The following is a 15,571-nucleotide window of genomic DNA, read 5'->3' as shown; positions in this document are numbered from 1 at the left end:
CACACATAACTTCATGCTGTTCAAGAAATACCACATAGTCATATTCAAGGACAAACAGGGCACCTGTCGCAAAATGGGAATCCGCGGCGGAGTCTTCCTGCTGTTCTTCCTGCTGTTCGCGGGGATGGCTGCCGGAAACGTTTACCTCTGGAAGCACTACGCCAAAAGCATCAAGGTCGAAAAAGACCTCAATCTTGCCGAAAAGACCATCCACGAACAGAAAACCCAGCTTCTAAGTCTCGCGCAAAAGCTCGGAGGCCTGCAGAAGAGCCTTCGACGCATCAATGACTTCGACTCCAAGCTCCGCGTCATGATCGATCTGGATCAGGAGAGCGCGCAGACATCCTCCCCCAAGGGCGGTACGCAAAGCGAGACCTTTTCCAACGGCTACCTTCCGCTTTATCGTCAGGAGTTGCTCGCCAGAAAGATGCATCGCTTCCTGAAACAGCTGAACGTCGAAGCCCGCCTTGAAGAAGTCAAGCAGCAGGAAATTCTCGCCAAGCTCCGGCAGAAGCAGGACATTCTGGAGGCCACCCCTTCCATCTGGCCCACCACCGGCTGGGTGACGTCACCCTTCGGCTGGCGGACCTCCCCCTTCACCGGCAAGCGGGAACATCACCCCGGACTCGACATTTCCGCCCCTTCCGGCACCCCCATCTACGCCCCCGCCAAGGGCAAGGTGACGCTGGCCGGAAACAGGCACGACGGATACGGCATTCAGGTCAAACTGTACCACGGCGGCAACATCACCACTCGGTACGCTCACATGAAGAAGGCCGCCGTGAAACCCGGGCAGGCCGTAACCCGCGGCGAGCTGATCGGATACGTCGGCAATACCGGGCGCAGCACCGGCCCTCACGTTCACTACGAGGTTCACAAGGCCGAAGTCGCCGTCAATCCCATGAAGTATATCCTGAATTGATCATAGTGAAATGACAGTTCAGCCCCTCCAGCACAGCGTTGCAGGAGGGGCTTTTCTTATGCTCTCCCTCGCCACATCCTCTGCCTGCGGGATAAGACGGCAGCACTCTCAAGCCCTCGAATACTCACACGACTCCGTGGCAACCGGTCGAAACTGTTTCGGGATATGGACTTGCGGCGCGTCAGTCTGTACACATAGCCCGTAGGCCGAATGGTTCAACTTTTGCTTGGAAAACGGAATGGACATCTTTCACTTCAATGCGGACGACATGCTCAGCCTGATCCTCACCTTCATGAGGATCAGCATCGTCATGTTCCTGCTACCGTTCTTCGACAGCAAGTCCATCCCCACCATGGTCAAGGCGGCGTTCCTGCTGGTGTTGACCATGGCAGTCTGGCCCGAGCTCTCTTTTCCCGGCACACTCATGCCGGCAAGTCCCTGGAATCTCGCCGTCATGGCTATCGGTGAAGTGCTTCTCGGCCTCATTCTAGGCCTTGCAGTCCGCTTTCTCATCGCCGCCGTCCAGACCGGCGGCCATATCATCGGCTTCCAGATGGGCTTTGCCATGGTCAACGTCATGGACCCCATCACAGGCGTCAATCAGGCCATTACCGCACACTTTCTCTACATGTGCACCATGCTTACCTTTCTAACGCTCAACGGCCACCTTTACCTTCTCAAGGCACTTGGTGACAGCTTTCAGTACATCCCGCCCGGAGGCATCGTCCTGACCCCGAACATGGCCCAGTCGGTGCTGGATTTCTCGTCCATCATTTTCACTCTGGCCATCAAGATCGCCGCGCCGGTCATGGCGGCCGTGCTCATGGTGGACCTCGCCATGGCCATCATCTCCCGCGCGGCGCCGCAGATGCACATTCTGGTGGTCGGGCTGCCCGTTAAGATCGCGGTCGGCTTCCTGTTCCTCGTCTTCGTCTTCGGCATACTCGGCCGCTATGTGGCCGACTTCATTATCAAGATGGACGGGCTGTACGGCAACATCCTGAGAATGGGCGCGGGCTGACGCACATGAAGGATCCCAGCAGAACAGAAAAAGCCACCCCGAAGCAGCGCGACAAGCAGCGCAAGAAGGGCAACGTCGCCAAGGGGCAGGAGCTGACCAAGACGCTGGTGCTCGTCGCCGGCGTCTTCGTGGTGCGGGCACTTTTCGAATACATATACCTCGGCATGTCCGAAATATATGTCCACACCTTCACCAAGCTCTTCTTCATCGAGGATCTCGACGGGATCAAGGCATACGAGCTTTTCAAGTGGGGCGGCATGTCCATAGGTAAGATGGTGCTGCCCATCATGATCCTCATGGCCGTTGTCGCCATCATTTCCGAGCGCGTACAGGTGGGTTCCCTCTGGACTCTTGACCCGCTCAAGCCTAAATTTTCAAAGGTATTCAACATCTTTCAGGGACTCAAGAAGGTCATGATGAGTCCCGAGGCGTTCGTTCGACTGGGCCGCAGCCTGCTGCAGGCAGTGGCGGTCGGCGTGGCACCCTACATCGTCATGAAGCAGGAAGTGGACAACATCACCCCCCTCTTCTACATGACGCCAGAAGGCATCGCCTCCTACATCCTCGGCGTGGCCTTCAAGATGCTCAAGTACGCCCTCGTCCCCATGATCATCATCGCGGCGCTCGACCTCTGGTACAACCTCTGGAACTACGAGGAAACCATCAAGATGACCAAGGACGAGGTCAAGGACGAGCGCAAGCAGGCGGAGGGCGACCCCGAGATCAAGCGCCAGCAGCACATGAAGATGATGGAGTTCATGGCGCAACGCCTTCAGGCCGAGGTTCCCAAGGCCGATGTCGTCGTCACCAACCCCACCCACTTCGCCGTGGCGCTGAGCTACAACGTCATGGAAGCGCCCGCGCCCATCGTGCTGGCGAAGGGCGTGGACAGGATTGCCGAATACATCAAGGAAATCGCACGCGAAAACGACATCCCCATCCGGGAAAACAAGCCCTTGGCACAGGCCTTGTATAAGCAGGTTGAAATCGGCGAAACCATTCCCGAGGATCTCTTTCAAGCGGTGGCATCCATTCTGGCCCAGCTGGACAAATTCCGCTCCCCGCGCTGATCCCCGGACGTTTCGAACAGAACGGAAGCAATTCAACCGAGCATAGACGAGGGGTGTCAAAAAGATGGCCGAAAAAGCATCCACAGGCGTTTTCAACCTGAACTACCAGAATCTGGCGAAACAGGGCGACCTGCTGCTGGCGGGCGGTGTCATCATCATCCTGTTTGTGATGCTCGTCCCCCTGCCCACCCCGTTCATCGACTTCATGCTCACCGTGAGCATCTCGCTGGGTCTGACCGTGCTCGTCACCGCCATGTTCATGACCTCGCCGCTGGAATTCACCATTTTCCCCTCCCTGCTGCTGGTCACCACCATGCTCCGGCTGGCGCTGAACGTGGCGACCACGCGAACCATTCTCCTGCACGGGGATGAGGGCACGTCGGCCGCGGGGTCGGTCATTCAGAGCTTCGGTGAATTCGTCGTCGGCGGGAACTACGTCATCGGTATCGTCATTTTCATGATCCTGTTCATCCTGAACAAGGTCGTCATCGTCACCGGTACCACGCGTATCGCGGAGGTCGCCGCCCGATTCACTCTCGACTCAATGCCCGGTAAGCAGATGGCCATCGAGGCCGACCTTAACGCCGGCCTCATCGACGAGAAGGAAGCCATCAAGCAACGTGAGGACTGCCGCCGCGAGGCCGACTTCTACGGTGCCATGGACGGTGCGGGAAAGTTCGTCTCCGGTGACGTCACCGCAGGCATCATCATTACCGCCGTCAACATCGTGGGCGGCTTCTTTATCGGCGTTTTCCAGCAGGATATGGAATGGGTGGACGCCGCCCAGACCTACACCCTGCTGACCATCGGTGACGGTCTGGTCTCCACCATCCCGTCCCTGATCATCTCCACTTCTGCCGGTATCATAGTCTCCCGCGCCGCGGCCGAAGCCAAGATGGGCGAAGAATTCCTCGGTCAGCTCACCTTCCACCACCGCGCGCTGCGGCTCGTCGCCGGCATCCTGTGCGTGTTCGGCATCGTTCCGGGCATGCCCACCATTCCGTTCCTCTTCATGGCGATCATCGTGTTCGGCATCTCCGAGCTCTCACGGCGCCAGCAGGAAGCCATGGGGCTGGAGACCGGCTCCGGCGGTTCCGAGGGCGGCAAGGAGGAAATGCCCACCCTCGACTCCCCGGAAGAAGTACAGGAACTCCTGCCTCTGGACGAGCTGGAACTGGAAGTGGGGTACGGCCTGATCCCCCTCGTGGACGAAGACCAGAACGGCAACCTGCTCTCGCGCATCCGCTCCATTCGCCGACAGTTCGCGCTGGACATGGGCGTGGTCATCCCCTCGCTGCACCTGCGGGACAACCTGCAGCTCAAGCCGGGCGAGTACCGCGTGCTGATCAAGGGCAACCCCGTGGCCACGGCGGAACTGCTCATCGACCACTATCTCGCCATGGACCCGGGCGACGCCAAGCACCGCATCGAAGGCATCGAGACCGTGGAACCCGCTTTCAACCTTCCCGCCGTGTGGGTGCCGGAAGCACAGAAGGAAGAGGCCATGCTCGCGGGTTACACGGTTGTGGACCCGGCGACCGTCATCGCCACGCACCTCACCGAGGTCTTCCGCCGCAATCTCGGCGAGTTCCTCGGCAGGCAGGAAGTTCAGGACCTGCTGGACAACCTCTCCAAGCGTGCCCCCAAGGCCGTTGAGACGCTCGTTCCCGGCGTGCTGCCTCTCGGCGTTGTCCAGAAGGTGCTGCAGCAGCTGGTGGGCGAAAACGTCTCCATACGCGACCTGCTGACCATCGTGGAAACGCTTGGCGACTACGGCCCCGCCACGCAGGACCCGCAGCAGCTGACCGAATACGTGCGCTCCAAGTTCGGCCGCACCATCGTGAAGCCCTACCTCGGCCAGAACAACAACCTTCCCATCATGACCATGAGCCCGGATCTGGAGCAGACGCTCACCGAGGCTATCCGGCCCGTGGAACAGGGAGGCTACCTTGCGCTGGAACCGCAAGTGGCCCAGCATATGATACAGAAGATCAACGCGACTCTGGAAGGAACGTTCATCAGCGACGGGCAGCCCGTGCTGCTGACCACGCCGCAGATCCGGCCGCATCTGGCCACTCTGCTGACGCGGTTCATCCCCACGCTTCCCGTCATTTCACAGGCTGAAATTCCGGCGGACATCCAGCTTGAAGCAGTAGCAACCGTAGACCTGAGCTAGCGAGCAGCCATGAAGATGAAGACATTCCGGGCGGCCAGCACTGCTGACGCCTTCGCACAAGTCAAATCCGAACTGGGGGAGGATGCCGTGATCCTTTCCAATCGCACCGTCGAAGAAGACGGCCGCAAGTGCTGCGAAGTGGTGGCGGCAGTCGAACCCGCGCCTGCCGCGCAGTCAGCGGCGGCACCTTCTCCCGCCGCGGGAATGCCCTCCAGCAGGGACGACTTTCTGGACACCGCCATGGGCCAGAGCGTGGGCTGGCAGAAGGAGTGGGGTGAAATCAAGAGCCAGATCATGGCGCTTGTCAAACCGCAGATGCGGCTGGAAGCACTTGCCCCGCGCCAACGCCTTGCCATCGAATACCTTGAGCGCGAAGGGGTCGACGAGGAAGTGCTGCTCAAGGTTTTCTGCGACCTGCGCGACGCTCCCGATGCGTCCATCCTCCCGGTGCTGGACCGGCTGGCCTACGCCAGAGGGTTCGGCAACGGCAACTGGCAACACAGGATGCACGCCTTTGTCGGCCCGCACGGTGCGGGCAAGACGTCCGCCCTCATCCGCCTGGCGCTCAAGGAGAAGAAGAACCGCCCGGACGCGCGGATATGCCTCGTTTCGGCAGACAACGGACGCGGCAAGGGCCGCATGGTGCTCAAGCACTACGCCGACCTCTCCGGCCTCGCGTTTCGCGAAATGACCTCGCGCGAGGATTGTCAGGACGTACTGGCCGAGGCTCGCAGCTTCGACATGATGCTCATCGACCTGCCCGGTCTTTCCGGCAAGGCCGACCTCAACGACTGGATGAACGTCATGGGCCTCTCCGCGCACGACGAGCTTGCCGTGCACCTCGTGCTGAACCCGTATTACGCTCCGGCGCAATACGATTCGTTCATCAAAAAATATGAATGTTCAAAGCTTGCAAGCGTTATCTGGACGAAACTCGACGAAGCCTGTACATTCGGTGCCATATTGAACGTGGCCCATCGGACCGGCAAGCCGGTCTCCGCGTTCTCTTTCGGCAGCGGGCTGAAAAACAGCATCGCCCCGGCGAAGAGAGACAGCCTCTGGCGTCTCGTATTCAAGCGTCAATTTCCCGGCGGCGTGGAAAATCAGTAAAGGAGCGCCTTTCCGATGAATTCCAACTTCCCCATGGTCCTTTCGGTCACCTCCGGCAAGGGCGGCGTGGGAAAAACGAATATTTCCACCAACCTTGCCTACACGCTCGCCAAGAGCGGGAAGAAGGTGCTTCTGCTGGACGCCGACCTCGGGCTCGCCAACGTGGACGTGATTCTCGGACTCGCTCCGGAATACAACCTGTTCCACCTGTTCCACGAGAACACGAGCCTGGACAAGATCCTGCTGGAGACGCCTTACGGCTTCCGGATCCTTCCGGCCTCCTCAGGGGTGAGCGACATGGTCAGCCTCAGCCGCGGCCAGAAGCTCGACCTGCTGGACGCCATGGACACGCTGGACGAAGACCTCGACTACCTCGTCGTGGACACCGGCGCCGGAATCAACGACAACGTATTGTATTTCAACCTCGCCGTGCAGGAACGCCTGCTCGTGCTCACTCCGGAACCCACGTCCCTGACCGACGCCTACGCGCTGATCAAGGTGCTCAAGATGCACCACGGCGTTGAACGCTTCAGGGTTCTGGTGAACATGGTCAAGGATCAGCGGGCAGCCAAGGAAACCTACATCAAGCTGCTCAACGCCTGCGACCATTTCCTCGACGGCATTTCGCTGGACCTCGTGGGCTTCGTGCCGCACGACCCCAAAGTACGCAAGGGGGTACTCGAACAGGTACCCTTCTGTCATGGACACCCGAGAAGCCCCGCCGCGCAGGCCATTGTTCAGGCCGCGGAGAAGGTGGGTAAATGGAAGGCCGAACCGAATACCGATGGCAATATCAAGTTCTTCTGGAAAAAGCTCCTCTTCCAGGAGCAATCCGTGGCGTGATCTCGAATCCGGGACCCGCACGTGGAACGAGTTCACCGAAGGTGAGCGCGAATCCCTCGTGAGGCACTTCTCCCCCAAGATTCGCATTCTCGCTCTCAGGATGAAGGCCAAGCTGCCGCAAAGCGTTGAGCTCAACGAGCTCATCAGCGCCGGCAGCCTGGGATTGCTTGACGCCCTCGGAAAGTTCAACCCGGAACTCGGAATCAAATTCGACACGTACTCCGAAAACCGGATCAAGGGCGCCATGCTCGACGAGCTGCGCCGCATGGACTGGTTTTCACGCGGGTTGCGACAGAAGGTCAAGGTGCTTGAAGAGGCCATGCGCCAGATCGAGCACGAGACCGGCCTCCCCGCCACCAGCGACCAGCTCGCGGATCATACCGGACTCAGCGAGAAGGAGGTGCATTACGGACTCGAGGCACTGCAGAACCAGATGTGCGTCAGTCTGGACGCCTTCAACGAACACATGGTCAGCCGCACGGCCAATTCCGAAGACGAACCGTATCAGTCCGCGGCGTTTCAGGAATTGGTTGACAAAGTTGCCAATCTCATTGAGGAATTGACCCCGAGAGAAAAATTGGTCATATCTTTGTATTATGGCGAGGAGCTGAACATGAAGGAAACCGCCGAGGTAATGGAAATTACCGAGGGGAGGGTCTCTCAGCTTCACTCACAGGCCCTGAAAAAACTCAGGGAACACTTCAGAAACAGATTCGAAACCGACTGAAAACAAAGGAGAATATAATGCCCGCTGATACCAGTATGCGCATCCTTGTCGTGGACGACTTCTCCACCATGAGAAAGATCATCAAGAACATCCTGCGTCAGCTCGGGTTCACCAACATAGTGGAAGCCGACGACGGCACCACTGCTTGGGATGTTCTCAACAAAGACAATATCGACTTCATCGTATCCGACTGGAACATGCCCAACATGTCCGGAATCGAACTGCTCCGCAAAGTTCGCGGCAGCGAGGAATATGCAGACCTGCCCTTCTTGATGGTCACCGCTGAAGCACAGCAGGAGAACATCATCGAAGCCGTGCAGGCCAAGGTGTCCAACTACATTGTCAAGCCGTTCACCCCGGAGACCATGAGCCAGAAGATCGAGAAGATTTTCCAGAGCTAGGTCTCTTGATGGAACCGAACTATGCTGCTGTTGGTTGTTCCGGACGAGCCAGAAGAGCTTACTGAAAACGAAGACGGTGATTCCGGCTCGTCCCAACAACTGAAGGCGCAGCTAGACGACAGCGAAGCCAGCAAGGCCTCGCAGAAAGTCGACCTCGACCTCGACGACGCCCCCTTTCTGGAGGACGAAGACGAGGACGAGGACGAAATTGAGGATTTCGAGGAGGCCCCCCTCGAAGAAGAGAAAGAGGAGAAGCCAAAGCGGCAACTGCCCGCTTTTCTCCGTAACAAGCTCTTTTACATGGGGCTGTTGATACTCGCCCTGCTCATCATCATCGCTGTGCTCATCTTCACGCGCAGCCCCGCTCCTCCGGAACAGCCGGAACCCGAACCGAAGGCCGAGGAGCCCGCCGAACCGCAACCGCAAGCGCCCGCTCCGGAACCTGAAGTACAGGAACCCGAAGACATCCTGCTGCGTCTCGACCCCTTCCTCGTGGAACAGCTGGACGAGGACGGCAACATCCGGTTCCTCGAGATCCGCATCGTGCTGTCCACGAAGGACCAGCAGATGGCCCTGCAGTTCAATCAGGAGACGTTTGCGGTCAGAAACGCGCTCTACTACTATCTCAAGAACAAAGACCTCACGTTCCTGACCGAAGAGAAATACGGCGAAAAGCTCAAGGAAGAGCTTCTGGCTGTCATAAACCAGTACATAGGGGTCGGGAGTTTCGACACCATCCTTTTTGAACAATACCTTGTGAGGTGAGGCATGAGTACCTCTCCCATCGAGCTGCCGCTTCTCATCGCGCAGCTCCCGCATGTCCAGAAGCTCGCCAACGCGGAGCAGGTGAAGCCAGAGGTGCAGCGCGGCCTCTTCGCCCCGCTCATTGCCAAGCATGTGCGCGAAGATGACAACACCAAAGTCGGCAAGGTGGACAAGAAGGACGAGGCGCAGGCCGTGGACCGCGACAGCAGCCACGGCGGCGGTGGGCAGAGCGGCAGACGTCACTCGGACAAGGATCAGGACGAAGAAACCAATGCGTCCGAACCGTCTCCGTGGTCAGGCAACATCGTGGACATGAAAGTCTGAGCGCATTGATTTTTCACCGCGATTCCGAGATACTGCATCCGCAATCGTTACAGCCAAACCATCGGACGCCATGGATACTTCCACACTGCTGCTTTTATTCTTCACGCTCAGCGAGCTCGCCCTGCTCGTAATTGTGGTCCTGTTCTTCCTGCGACTGAAAAAATCCGAAGCTCTGCTCAAACACCTTCAGACCAAGCAGGAAGACTTCGTCAACCGACTTCAGTTCAACGCCAAGCTGGAAAACGAACTCGTTTCCACTTTTGAACAACGCCAGATCGAACTTGCCTCGCTCAACGAGGAGCTGGAAAAGCGTGAAAAAAAGCTGAACATGCTCATCGAACGCGCGGATGAATACGCCAAATCGCCCCAGTTCATGCGCAACGTCATTCTTGCCGGATACAAGGCAGGCAAGAGTCCGGCCCAGCTCGCCCGCAAGTTCGACCTGAGCATCGAAGAAGTGGAACTCATCATCGGGCAGGCCTGATGCGCATCCGTGGCGGCGGCAGGTATTCAGGTGAACGGACTTCGCGCAGCGAGTCCTTCAAACGCTCACACCGCGTGGGCCAGAAGGTCCGGGGCCGAATACTCAAGTGGGAAGACCAAGACCTCGCATGGGTCAATATCGACGGCGACCCGCTTCTGGCGAACATCCCATCCGGTCCGGCGCCGGGCTCGGTCCTTGCCTTCAAGATCATCAGCCTCAGCCCGCAAATCCATCTTCAGGCCCTGCACGGCGGAGGCGGCGGCAATCTTGCACCGGCGCTCACAGGCGTGATGGGCTTCACAAAATCACGGCAGGCCTTTGAATCATTGCTGCGCCCTCATGCGGCAGAACTTCAAGCGCTTTCTCTGCCCGACAGAGCCCTCACCCTCGCGGAACTGCTCCGCGAACCACAAATCGGCCAGGCGCACGCCAGTGTGCAAACCGCCGTGGACGGCATCAACACGCTCGGAGCCGACCGCACACTCTCCTACTCACCCCTCTTCCTACCCGTGGCCAGAGAGCAGGCCACGTTTGTCAAACGAGGAGTCGGTGGATTCTTCGAATCGGTACACGAATTTACGCTGGGAGCGTTTGGCGACTGCCAGCTGGTCTGCCTGCACAAGGGAGAACGAACCAGCTATCGCATCAAGGTGGGGCGCGCTTCTTTCGCAAGCCCGCTTGCCCATCTTCTTCGAAAAACCGGGGTACTGCCAAAACATGCCGAATTCCTCGGTGCGGAAGCTCTCACAGGTGCGCCGGGAGGCATGCTTTCCCGCTACTTCAGCGGCTGATCCCCCATTACATGAAAAAGGCGACCGTTGCCGGTCGCCAGTGCTAGCAGGTTATGCTATTCGTCGGGAAATATCCCACGACGATGCCCCATTTCGGGCGGTTCTTCGCCGTACTCTTTGAGGTCGGTCAGATATTTTTTCCAGCCAGGGCACCATTTCGTGTGCCACTCCCAGAACAGCGCAAGGATGCTGGTAGGGTCCTTTTCCGAAAATCTCCTGAAACGACATTCGTCGCAGGGAAGCTTCTGCCTCTTGCCCATCATGTCCCTCCGTCATGCAGTGTTTCGAATAGGTGCCACAGGTTCATATGGTTGCCAAGTCCTGCCGCACGATATATCGTTCCCGAATCGCTATTTTCATGGAGGAAACCATGTCAGGAAAAGATACAGGCGTGCGCCTCTTTACCCGACGCGAGGCACTCAAACTCACTGCAGGCGGCACCGCCGGGATTCTGGCAGGCTGCGCCGTCAACCCTGTTACAGGCGAACAGCAGTTCATGCTCGTTTCCAGACAGCAGGAGATCGCGCTTGACAAGAAGCAGTCGCCGCACCAGTTTTCCGCAGACTACGGCCCGGTTCAGGACGACAGCGTAAACAACTACATTTCCAGCGTAGGAAACAATCTGGCCAGAACAACCCACCGGCCAGACATGCCCTACAGTTTCCGCTGCGTGAACGCCAACTACGTCAACGCTTACGCCTTCCCCGGCGGCAGCATCGCCTGCACGCGCGGGATTCTGCTCAAGCTCGACAACGAGGCGGAGCTCTCGGCTCTCCTCGGGCATGAGCTGGGCCACGTCAATGCGCGGCACACGGCCTCCCGCGTCAGCTCTTCCATGGCCACGCAGGGGCTGCTGAGCATAGGCGTCGGCGTTGTGGCAAGCCAGAACAGCGAGCTGGCGCCGCTCGCAGCAGGTCTCGGCGGCGTAGGCGCAGGCCTCCTGCTGGCAAGTTACTCACGCGATGACGAGCGGCAGGCGGACAGTCTCGGCATGGAGTACATGGACAACGCGAACTATGATCCGCAGGGCATGGTCGGCCTGATGGACATGCTCAACGGGCTCCACAAGAACGAACCGTCCTTCGTGCAGCAGATGTTTGCCTCGCACCCCATGAGTTCCGAGCGATACGAGACCGCTGTCAACGAGGCCCGCACCACCTACGGAGGGAAGAAAGGCAGGATGTTGCGGGAGCGCTACAAGGACAACATAGCCAGCGTCCGCAAGATTGAGCCCGCCATCAAGGAAATGCAGGACGGCGAGGGGGCCATGAAGAAAAAAGCCTTCTCCGACGCTCAGACGCATTTTGCCAAGGCGCTGAAGGTAGCTCCTGACGATTATGCCGGACTGCTGCTGATGGCCAAGTGCAAGATGGCCCGCAATCAGCAGGAGGAGGGCCTCCGCTATGCGGAAAAGGCGCGTCGGGTCTATCCGCAAGAGCCTCAGGCCATGCACATTGCCGGGATGCTGCAGCTCGAAAACGGCCGATATCGTTCCGCCCTGCGAAATTTCCAGTCATACGAGAACCATCTCCCCGGAAACCCATCCACGACCTTCTTTACGGGATACGCATACGAGGCTCTCGGCAACCGGGACATGGCCGCGAACCACTATTATCGATTCCTTCAGGCGACCCGCGAGGGCGATGCCGCCAAGCACGCCTACTCGAGACTGGACGCATGGGGATATATCAAATAAAGAGACCTGTTTCGGCAGTCTGTCATGTCGGCGCGAAGCGCTCATGACAAATGCAACACGAACAATGGATTAAACATGATTGACGAACAACGGCTCATCGACACCTTCTTCGAACTCGTCCGAATCGACAGCCCATCCTTCAGAGAAAACGACGTCGCCGAACACCTGCGGCCCATTCTGGAGGAGCTGGGGCTGTCCGTGACCATGGACAAGGCCGGTGACGCCTGTGACGGAAACTGCGGCAACCTCATCGCCCACCTCAAGGGCAACACCAGGGGCGAAGCCATCGCCTTTTCCGCCCACATGGATTGCGTTCCGCCCTGCCTCGGCGTTGAGCCGGTCATGGACGACGGCATCATCCGTTCCAAGGGCGAAACCATACTCGGTGGCGACGACAAGGCAGGCATCGCCGCGATCATTGAAGCGCTTCGTCATTTGATAGAAAACGAAATCTCGCACCCCGACATCTATGTCGTCTTCAGCATAGCCGAAGAATCGGGCATGCACGGTGCCAAGCATCTCGACCTGAAGAAGGCCCCGGCCAAGCGGTTCGCCATTCTGGACTGCTCCGGGCCGGTGGGGACCATCATCACCCGCTCCCCCGCCAAGATCGACCTCGCTGCGACGTTTACCGGACGGGCCGCGCACGCCGGTTTCGAGCCCGAAAAGGGTGTCAGCGCGATCAGCATGGCGGCAGACGCCATCCTGCGCATGAAGCTGCTGCGCGTGGACGAGGACACAACGGCCAACGTCGGCTCCATTCAGGGCGGCAGCGCCATCAACATCGTAGCGGAAAGCTGCTCCTTCCATGCGGAAACCCGCTCTTACGATCCCGAAAAGCTTCAGGCGCAGGTTGAGCACATGAAGGAGTGCTGCAAGACCGCAGCCGACATCTTTGGCGGCGAGGTTTCGCTTGAAACCGACCAGCTTTACCCTGCGTTGAACGTACCGCAGGACAGCGCTATGCTAAAAGAGACGGTAAAGGCCTGCGAATCGCTGGGCCTCAAGCCGTCTCTGGAAAGCTCCGGCGGAGGCAGCGACGCCAACATCCTTGCAGGACGGGGGATTGACGTGGTCAATCTGGGCATCGGCATGACCGGCGCCCACACCACCGACGAGCATATCGCCGTGGAAGACCTCATCGGAAGCGCCATGCTGGTTGCGGAGCTCATGAAGTCGTAACCGTCCACGGTGAAGGACCATATCTCGCCACTGACAAAAAAAAGGGCCCGCCGAAAGGCGGGCCCTTTTCATGCTGCAAAAAGCGGAAAAGCTATGCCATGGCCGGAGCGGCGCCGAACACCTCGGTCTTTTCGGCTTCCTTTTCAGGGGCCTTTTCCGGCTGACGCGTGACTTTTTCGAGGTAAAGGTCGGCGTTCGCTTCGACATGTCGCAGAAACTGGTTGTTCAGCGCGTGACCGGAAGCGAAAACCTCGAAACGACCCTGAAGCGGCAGGCCCAGAATGGCCATGTCGCCGACGAAGTCGAGCATCTTGTGGCGGATGAACTCGTCCTCGAAGCGCAACCCTTCACTGTTGACCACGCCGTACTCATCCAGAACCACCGCATTGTCGAGCGAACCGCCGAGAGCGAGTCCGTTGGCATGCAGATATTCGACTTCCTTGAGGAAGCCGAAGGTGCGGGCCTTGGCAAGCTTGCCCGAGAAAGCTTCGGGGGTGATCTCCATGGACATGGTCTGGCGTCCGATGAGCGGGTGGGCAAAGTCGATGGTGTAGTCCACAAAGAAGCCGTCGTGCGGGGAGGCCTTGATGAACTTGCCGTCCTGCTCGAAGCTGACCGGCTTCTTGATGGCCAGTACGGTTCTGGGACGGCTTTGGCGACGCAGTCCGGCCTGTTTGAGCAGATACACGAAAGAGGCGGCGCTGCCATCCATGATGGGCAGCTCGCTTCCTTCGACTTCGATCTTGATATTATCTATTCCCATACCCCGGATCGCTGCGAGCAGATGCTCCACGGTGGCCACGGAGTCGGTACCGTTGCCGAGGGTGGTGGCAAGGCCGGTCTCCACGACCAGAGAGGGGTTGGGAGTCAGAAATGCGTTTCCGGAGCCGTTGCGGATGGCGAAGATGATACCGGTGTCTTCTGCGGCGGGGCAAAGGGCCATGGCGACCTGTTTCCCGCTGTGTAGGCCAACTCCGGTGCAACGTACGGTTTCGCGAATAGTAGTCTGCAGCATGAATCCTCCATTTGGAACGCCTACTTATAAGCAAAATAGGTGCCAAATGGCAGTTAAGTATTTAAACATCAGAAATAATTGAGAATACTCTGCAAAACGAGCATTTGAAATATGTGGCAGAAACTCAACTGTTTGTGTTTTTTCAACAAGATCAGGGGTGATGTGTTGTTTTTTTGCAAACCGTCCGTGTGGCAAAAATGATGCGGTCATGCCCTGAAAGGTCTTTGAGAATTTCTACGGAGCCGAAATCCCGGCCGTATTCACAGATTATTTTTTTGGCGGCTTCCCCCTGCTTCCAGCCGATCTCCACGAGAAGGTGTCCTCCCTCACGAAGGGCTTCGCCTGCATTGGGCAGCAACTGTCGGAGGTGGTCGAGACCGTCTTCACCGCTCACCAGCGCAGTTCGCGGCTCGAAACCCGCAACCTCCCGGTCTAGCTGAGAATATTCTTCCTCTGTCACATACGGAGGGTTGCTGAGCACCAGATCAAGGCTGTCGGGCTCCGCAAAGGGCTGACCCATATCGCCCGGCCGGATGTCCAGTCTGGCGTCAACTCCATGGCGCACCGCGTTTTCCGAAGCACATTCAACGGCCACCGGACTCAGGTCCAGCGCCACTCCTTCGGCCTTCGGGAACATATACGCCACGGTCACGGCCAGAATACCCGAGCCCGTTCCGAGATCGGCGAAACGCAACGCATCGGAAGGATCAAAGAGATCCTGCACCTTTTCCACTATGTGCTCCGTTTCCGGGCGTGGAATGAGTATCCCCGGACACACAGAAAATTCGAGACCGTAAAACTCCCGCATTCCTACTATATAGGCGGCAGGCTCCCCGGTGGCGCGCCGACGAACGAGTTCACGGACAGCTTCCAGTTGGTCCGCAGAAAGCTCCCGGCGACGATTGGTGAACAAGCCCACCCTGTTCAGAGAAAGTGCATGGCAGGCGAGCAACTGCGCAGAAAGAAGCGGGGAGTCCACACCCTTCTCGTCGAGAATGGACGCGGACTCCCCGATGATGTCGTGAAGCGTGGTCACGGTCATTC

At 58.5% G+C, this 15,571-nt stretch carries 17 protein-coding genes; 14 read left to right on the top strand and 3 right to left on the bottom strand.

The window, feature by feature from the left end:
* The first annotated feature begins 13 nt into the window (after nucleotides 1-13).
* The 12 genes from BR24_RS08405 to BR24_RS08350 all read left to right on the top strand — a co-directional run bounded on the left by BR24_RS08405 (nucleotide 14) and on the right by BR24_RS08350 (nucleotide 10,634).
* Nucleotides 14-922: a M23 family metallopeptidase gene (locus BR24_RS08405; protein WP_496541054.1), complete on the top strand. Its 909-nt coding sequence runs from the start codon at nucleotides 14-16 to the stop codon at nucleotides 920-922.
* A gap of 238 nt (nucleotides 923-1,160) precedes the next feature.
* Nucleotides 1,161-1,943 (top strand): flagellar biosynthetic protein FliR, encoded by a 783-nt coding sequence (gene fliR / locus BR24_RS08400; protein WP_496541053.1) that lies wholly within the window; start codon nucleotides 1,161-1,163, stop codon nucleotides 1,941-1,943.
* A gap of 5 nt (nucleotides 1,944-1,948) precedes the next feature.
* Nucleotides 1,949-3,013: a flagellar type III secretion system protein FlhB gene (gene flhB, locus BR24_RS08395; protein WP_496541052.1), complete on the top strand. Its 1,065-nt coding sequence runs from the start codon at nucleotides 1,949-1,951 to the stop codon at nucleotides 3,011-3,013.
* Between the two features lie 64 nt (nucleotides 3,014-3,077).
* Nucleotides 3,078-5,189, top strand: a complete 2,112-nt coding sequence (gene flhA, locus BR24_RS08390) for a flagellar biosynthesis protein FlhA (RefSeq protein ID WP_496541051.1) — start codon at nucleotides 3,078-3,080, stop codon at nucleotides 5,187-5,189.
* 9 nt (nucleotides 5,190-5,198) lie between these two features.
* Nucleotides 5,199-6,299: a flagellar biosynthesis protein FlhF gene (locus tag BR24_RS08385; protein WP_496541050.1), complete on the top strand. Its 1,101-nt coding sequence runs from the start codon at nucleotides 5,199-5,201 to the stop codon at nucleotides 6,297-6,299.
* A 15-nt stretch (nucleotides 6,300-6,314) separates the two neighbouring features.
* Nucleotides 6,315-7,142 (top strand): MinD/ParA family protein, encoded by an 828-nt coding sequence (locus tag BR24_RS08380; protein WP_496541049.1) that lies wholly within the window; start codon nucleotides 6,315-6,317, stop codon nucleotides 7,140-7,142.
* Complete coding sequence (locus tag BR24_RS08375; protein ID WP_496541048.1) at nucleotides 7,084-7,869, top strand: FliA/WhiG family RNA polymerase sigma factor; 786 nt, start codon at nucleotides 7,084-7,086, stop codon at nucleotides 7,867-7,869. The genes BR24_RS08380 and BR24_RS08375 overlap by 59 nt, the downstream gene beginning before the upstream one ends.
* A gap of 17 nt (nucleotides 7,870-7,886) precedes the next feature.
* Entirely contained in the window at nucleotides 7,887-8,270 is a 384-nt protein-coding gene (locus BR24_RS08370; RefSeq protein ID WP_496541047.1) for a chemotaxis response regulator CheY, read from the top strand.
* 21 nt (nucleotides 8,271-8,291) lie between these two features.
* A complete protein-coding gene (locus tag BR24_RS08365; protein ID WP_496541046.1) occupies nucleotides 8,292-9,035 on the top strand; it encodes a flagellar basal body-associated FliL family protein in 744 nt (247 codons plus the stop codon).
* Between the two features lie 3 nt (nucleotides 9,036-9,038).
* Complete coding sequence (locus BR24_RS08360) at nucleotides 9,039-9,359, top strand: hypothetical protein (RefSeq protein ID WP_496541045.1); 321 nt, start codon at nucleotides 9,039-9,041, stop codon at nucleotides 9,357-9,359.
* 70 nt (nucleotides 9,360-9,429) lie between these two features.
* A complete protein-coding gene (locus tag BR24_RS08355) occupies nucleotides 9,430-9,843 on the top strand; it encodes a hypothetical protein (protein ID WP_496541044.1) in 414 nt (137 codons plus the stop codon).
* Nucleotides 9,844-9,917: 74 nt separating this feature from the next.
* Nucleotides 9,918-10,634 carry a hypothetical protein gene (locus BR24_RS08350; RefSeq protein WP_496541043.1) on the top strand — a complete coding sequence of 239 codons (717 nt, stop codon included), beginning with the start codon at nucleotides 9,918-9,920 and terminating at the stop codon, nucleotides 10,632-10,634.
* A 56-nt stretch (nucleotides 10,635-10,690) separates the two neighbouring features.
* Here BR24_RS08350 and BR24_RS08345 read toward each other — a convergent pair whose 3' ends face one another.
* Nucleotides 10,691-10,894, bottom strand: a complete 204-nt coding sequence (locus BR24_RS08345) for a hypothetical protein (RefSeq protein WP_496541042.1) — start codon at nucleotides 10,892-10,894, stop codon at nucleotides 10,691-10,693.
* A 110-nt stretch (nucleotides 10,895-11,004) separates the two neighbouring features.
* Between BR24_RS08345 and BR24_RS08340 the strand changes: the two genes are divergently transcribed.
* The gene (locus BR24_RS08340; RefSeq protein ID WP_496541041.1) at nucleotides 11,005-12,330 is read left to right on the top strand and encodes a M48 family metalloprotease; all 1,326 of its coding nucleotides are present in this window, start codon (nucleotides 11,005-11,007) and stop codon (nucleotides 12,328-12,330) included.
* A gap of 75 nt (nucleotides 12,331-12,405) precedes the next feature.
* Nucleotides 12,406-13,512 (top strand): M20/M25/M40 family metallo-hydrolase, encoded by a 1,107-nt coding sequence (locus BR24_RS08335; RefSeq protein WP_496541040.1) that lies wholly within the window; start codon nucleotides 12,406-12,408, stop codon nucleotides 13,510-13,512.
* A 91-nt stretch (nucleotides 13,513-13,603) separates the two neighbouring features.
* On the opposite strand, the gene lpxC is transcribed toward BR24_RS08335, so the two are convergent.
* Both lpxC and prmC read right to left on the bottom strand, forming a co-directional pair.
* Entirely contained in the window at nucleotides 13,604-14,527 is a 924-nt protein-coding gene (lpxC, locus tag BR24_RS08330) for a UDP-3-O-acyl-N-acetylglucosamine deacetylase (protein ID WP_496541039.1), read from the bottom strand.
* A gap of 151 nt (nucleotides 14,528-14,678) precedes the next feature.
* A complete protein-coding gene (gene prmC, locus BR24_RS08325) occupies nucleotides 14,679-15,569 on the bottom strand; it encodes a peptide chain release factor N(5)-glutamine methyltransferase (protein ID WP_496541038.1) in 891 nt (296 codons plus the stop codon).
* Between the last annotated feature and the right edge of the window lie 2 nt (nucleotides 15,570-15,571).

It is taken from the genome of Pseudodesulfovibrio halophilus DSM 5663 (genome assembly GCF_059568665.1).
Note: the sequence above shows the minus strand (reverse complement) of the source record. Positions and strands in the feature narration are given on the sequence as shown.